This is a genomic window from Sphaerisporangium rhizosphaerae, from assembly GCF_042665155.1.
Taxonomy (GTDB): domain Bacteria; phylum Actinomycetota; class Actinomycetes; order Streptosporangiales; family Streptosporangiaceae; genus Sphaerisporangium; species Sphaerisporangium rhizosphaerae.
On record NZ_JBHTCG010000069.1, the window covers coordinates 1 to 5,461 of the forward strand.

A 5,461-nucleotide genomic window follows, 5' to 3' on the forward strand; every position below is an offset into this window, starting at 1 on the left:
TTTTGTCCGGCGGTGTCCTACTCTCCCACACCGTCCCCGGTGCAGTACCATCGGCGCTGGAAAGCTTAACTTCCGGGTTCGGAATGTAACCGGGTGTTTCCCTTCCGCTATGACCGCCGTAACCCTCCGAGACCAAACCACACCCACCCGAGGGCAGGGGTTTGTTGTCTCTGAGTTGCATAATGGACGCGAGCAAGAAAGCTTTGTGATCAAGTCCTCGGCCTATTAGTACCGGTCAGCTCCACACCTTACGATGCTTCCACCTCCGGCCTATCAACCCAGTCGTCTACTGGGAGCCTTACCCCCTCACAGGGTGGGAGACCTCATCTCAAGGCGGGCTTCCCGCTTAGATGCTTTCAGCGGTTATCCCTCCCGAACGTAGCCAACCAGCCGTGCCCTTGGCAGAACAACTGGCACACCAGAGGTTCGTCCGTCCCGGTCCTCTCGTACTAGGGACAGCCCCTTTCAAGTCTCCTGCGCGCGCAGCGGATAGGGACCGAACTGTCTCGCGACGTTCTAAACCCAGCTCGCGTACCGCTTTAATGGGCGAACAGCCCAACCCTTGGGACCTACTCCAGCCCCAGGATGCGACGAGCCGACATCGAGGTGCCAAACCATCCCGTCGATATGGACTCTTGGGGAAGATCAGCCTGTTATCCCCGGGGTACCTTTTAGCCGTTGAGCGACGGCGCTTCCACATGCCACCGCCGGATCACTAGTCCCAGCTTTCGCTCCTGCTCGACCTGTCGGTCTCACAGTCAAGCCCCCTTGTGCACTTACACTCGTCACCTGATTGCCAACCAGGCTGAGGGAACCTTTGGGCGCCTCCGTTACCCTTTAGGAGGCAACCGCCCCAGTTAAACTACCCACCAGACACTGTCCCCCACCCGGATCCACGGGCGCGGGTTAGACATCCAAAACGACCAGAGTGGTATTTCACCAATGACTCCACCAGAACTAGCGTCCCAGCTTCACCGTCTCCCACCTATCCTACACAAGCCGTCCCAAACACCAATGTCAAGCTGTAGTGAAGGTCCCGGGGTCTTTCCGTCCTGCTGCGCGTAACGAGCATCTTTACTCGTAGTGCAATTTCGCCGGGTCTGTGGTTGAGACAGCGGGGAAGTCGTTACGCCATTCGTGCAGGTCGGAACTTACCCGACAAGGAATTTCGCTACCTTAGGATGGTTATAGTTACCACCGCCGTTTACCGGCGCTTAAGTTCTCACCTTCGCAGACTCACGTCCACTAAGCGGTCCCCTTAACGTTCCGGCACCGGGCAGGCGTCAGTCCGTATACATCGTCTTACGACTTCGCACGGACCTGTGTTTTTAGTAAACAGTCGCTTCCCCCTGGCCACTGCGACCCCCACCAGCTCAGACAGCACGTGCCATCACCAGCAGAGGCCCCCCTTCTCCCGAAGTTACGGGGGCAATTTGCCGAGTTCCTTAACCACAGTTCACCCGATCGCCTCGGTATTCTCTACCTGACCACCTGAGTCGGTTTAGGGTACGGGCCGCCGGCACACTCACTAGAGGCTTTTCTCGGCAGCATGGGATCACCCACTTCACCACAATCGGCTCGGCATCACATCTCAGGATATGTGCGGCACGGATTTACCTATGCCACTCCCTACATGCTTACCCCAGGAACAACCATCGCCTGGGATGGGCTACCCTCCTGCGTCACCCCATCGCTTACCTACTACCAGATCAGGCCAGGCGTTCAGCCTCACCCAAGCTCCGAAGAGCCACAGGGGCTTAAGGACCCTTAGTATCACTGGATTCGATATGGGCGCATACCAGCGGGTACGGGAATATCAACCCGTTGTCCATCGACTACGCCTGTCGGCCTCGCCTTAGGTCCCGACTTACCCTGGGCGGATTAGCCTAGCCCAGGAACCCTTGGTCATTCGGCGCAGAAGTTTCTCACTTCTGATTCGCTACTCATGCCTGCATTCTCACTCGCACAGCCTCCACAACTCGATCACTCGGCTGCTTCGCCGGCTGCACGACGCTCCCCTACCCATCCACACAACGTGTGAATGCCACGACTTCGGCGGTGTACTTGAGCCCCGCTACATTGTCGGCGCAGAATCACTTGACCAGTGAGCTATTACGCACTCTTTCAAGGGTGGCTGCTTCTAAGCCAACCTCCTGGTTGTCACTGCGACTCCACATCCTTTCCCACTTAGCACACGCTTAGGGGCCTTAGTCGGTGGTCTGGGCTGTTTCCCTCTCGACTACGAAGCTTATCCCCCGCAGTCTCACTGCCACGCTCTCACTTACCGGCATTCGGAGTTTGGCTGACGTCAGTAACCCGGTAAGGCCCATCAGCCATCCAGTGCTCTACCTCCGGCAAGAAACACGCAACGCTGCACCTAAATGCATTTCGGGGAGAACCAGCTATCACGGAGTTTGATTGGCCTTTCACCCCTACACACAGGTCATCCCCCAGGTTTTCAACCCTGGTGGGTTCGGTCCTCCACACGGTCTTACCCGCGCTTCAACCTGCCCATGCGTAGATCACTCCGCTTCGGGTCTACAGCATGCGACTCTGGGCGCCCTATTCAGACTCGCTTTCGCTACGGCTCCCCCACACGGGTTAACCTCGCCACACACCATAACTCGCAGGCTCATTCTTCAAAAGGCACGCAGTCACATCACAACCGAAGCAAGCTCCGGCTAAGCTCCTACGGCTTGTAGGCACACGGTTTCAGGTACTATTTCACGACCCCTCACCGGGGCGCTTTTCACCTTTCCCTCACGGTACTCGTTCACTATCGGTCATCAGGGAGTATTTAGGCTTACCAGGTGGTCCTGGCAGATTCACACAGGATTCCTCGAGCCCCGTGCTACTTGGGATCCCCTCAAACAGTCGACAGAGTTTCGCCTACCCGGCTCTCACGGTCTACGGCGCAACTTCCCAGAAACTTCGACTACCCCATCGATTTATCACTGCTCGCGGTCGCAGCGGCAACCACAAGAGGGTCCCACAACCCCACACACGCAACACCCGCCGGCTATCACACGCGCATGGTTTAGCCTCATCCGCTTTCGCTCACCACTACTCACGGAATCACTCTTGTTTTCTCTTCCTACGGGTACTGAGATGTTTCACTTCCCCGCGTTACCACCAACCGCCCTATACATTCAGACGGAGGCAACACCACATGACTGGTGCTAGGTTTCCCCATTCGGACATCCCCGGATCAACGTCTGGTTGGCGACTCCCCGAGGCTTAACGCAGCCTCCCACGTCCTTCATCGGCTCCTGATGCCAAGGCATCCACCGTGTGCCCTAAAAAACTTGGCCACAAAGATGCTCGCGTCCACTATGCAATTCACAAACAACAAACGAGTGCCAAGCCCACCCCACCACCAGACACCCAGACCACAGACCAAGAGCACAAACCCTCAACCCATGAACCAAGCCGGTATGACAGGAGACCAGTCCCGCAGACGAGGAACAACGTCCCTACAGACAACGAGACCACCTCACGGCGGCCTCGCCCTCCAGGCCCGTTCCCTCAGGACCCAACAGTGTGTCCAACCCAGCCGAACCCCCGAGCCTCCACGTTCCTGAACCCGGCCCCAGGTCGCAAGACCAGGGAAACGAGCAGTACTAGCAAGGCCGGCGATCCCGCCGGGCTGAGTAGCCAGTGCTCCACTAATGAGCTCGCCGATGTGCGGAACATTCGCCCGCAGACACCAGCTGGACCCCGCCACCACCCACAGGGCGGATGATCAGGGCCGGTGCTCCTTAGAAAGGAGGTGATCCAGCCGCACCTTCCGGTACGGCTACCTTGTTACGACTTCGTCCCAATCGCCAGCCCCACCTTCGACCGCTCCCCCCCTTGCGGGTTGGGCCACGGGCTTCGGGTGTTGCCGACTTTCGTGACGTGACGGGCGGTGTGTACAAGGCCCGGGAACGTATTCACCGCAGCGTTGCTGATCTGCGATTACTAGCGACTCCGACTTCATGGGGTCGAGTTGCAGACCCCAATCCGAACTGAGACCGGCTTTTAGGGATTCGCTCCACCTCACGGTATCGCAACCCTCTGTACCGGCCATTGTAGCATGTTTGCAGCCCAAGACATAAGGGGCATGATGACTTGACGTCATCCCCACCTTCCTCCGAGTTGACCCCGGCAGTCTCCCATGAGTCCCCACCACCCCGAAAGGCGTGCTGGCAACATGGAACAAGGGTTGCGCTCGTTGCGGGACTTAACCCAACATCTCACGACACGAGCTGACGACAGCCATGCACCACCTGTCACCCAGTCCGAAGAGGCATCCATCTCTGGATGTTTCCGGGCGATGTCAAGCCTTGGTAAGGTTCTTCGCGTTGCGTCGAATTAAGCAACATGCTCCGCCGCTTGTGCGGGCCCCCGTCAATTCCTTTGAGTTTTAGCCTTGCGGCCGTACTCCCCAGGCGGGGCGCTTAATGCGTTAGCTACGGCACGGAGCCCGTGGAAGGACCCCACACCTAGCGCCCAACGTTTACAGCGTGGACTACCAGGGTATCTAATCCTGTTCGCTCCCCACGCTTTCGCTCCTCAGCGTCAGGTAAGGCCCAGCAAGCCGCCTTCGCCACCGGTGTTCCTCCTGATATCTGCGCATTTCACCGCTACACCAGGAATTCCGCTTGCCCCTACCTACCTCTAGCCAGCCCGTATCCACCGCAGACCCACAGTTAAGCCATGGGCTTTCACGGCAGACGCGACAAGCCACCTACGAGCTCTTTACGCCCAATAATTCCGGACAACGCTTGCGCCCTACGTATTACCGCGGCTGCTGGCACGTAGTTAGCCGGCGCTTCTTCTGCAGGTACACGTCAACTTCGTCCCTGCTGAAAGAGGTTTACAACCCGAAGGCCGTCATCCCCCACGCGGCGTCGCTGCGTCAGGCTTCCGCCCATTGCGCAATATTCCCCACTGCTGCCTCCCGTAGGAGTCTGGGCCGTGTCTCAGTCCCAGTGTGGCCGGTCGCCCTCTCAGGCCGGCTACCCGTCGTCGCCTTGGTAGGCCACTACCCCACCAACAAGCTGATAGGCCGCGAGCCCATCCTCGACCGAAAAAACTTTCCACCCCACGCGATGCCACGCAGAGTCATATCCGGTATTAGACCCGGTTTCCCAGGCTTATCCCGAAGTCAAGGGCAGGTTACTCACGTGTTACTCACCCGTTCGCCGCTCGAGTACCCCGAAGGGCCTTTCCGCTCGACTTGCATGTGTTAAGCACGCCGCCAGCGTTCGTCCTGAGCCAGGATCAAACTCTCCAAACAATGTCTGAAGAAACATCCCGGCAGACACCCCCCACACACACGGGAGGATGCCAACCAAAGGAACCATCCCCGCGACCACGAAAGCCACGGAAGACGGGAAAATGCATAATCATGCACTGGCTTTTAACACACTGTTGAGTTCTCAAGAAACGGACGCGTACACCACCGGAAACCAGACCC

At 58.2% G+C, this 5,461-nt stretch carries 3 rRNA genes; all 3 read right to left on the bottom strand.

Going from position 1 to position 5,461, the window contains the following annotated elements:
• Positions 1-4: 4 nt before the first annotated feature.
• The 3 genes from rrf to ACFQSB_RS39995 all read right to left on the bottom strand — a co-directional run bounded on the left by rrf (position 5) and on the right by ACFQSB_RS39995 (position 5,281).
• Positions 5-121: ribosomal RNA gene (gene rrf / locus ACFQSB_RS39985) — 5S ribosomal RNA — on the bottom strand.
• An 84-nt stretch (positions 122-205) separates the two neighbouring features.
• Positions 206-3,311: ribosomal RNA gene (locus tag ACFQSB_RS39990) — 23S ribosomal RNA — on the bottom strand.
• 451 nt (positions 3,312-3,762) lie between these two features.
• A 16S ribosomal RNA gene (locus ACFQSB_RS39995) occupies positions 3,763-5,281 on the bottom strand.
• The 16S, 23S and 5S rRNA genes sit together here, the layout of an rRNA operon.
• Positions 5,282-5,461 lie beyond the last annotated feature (180 nt).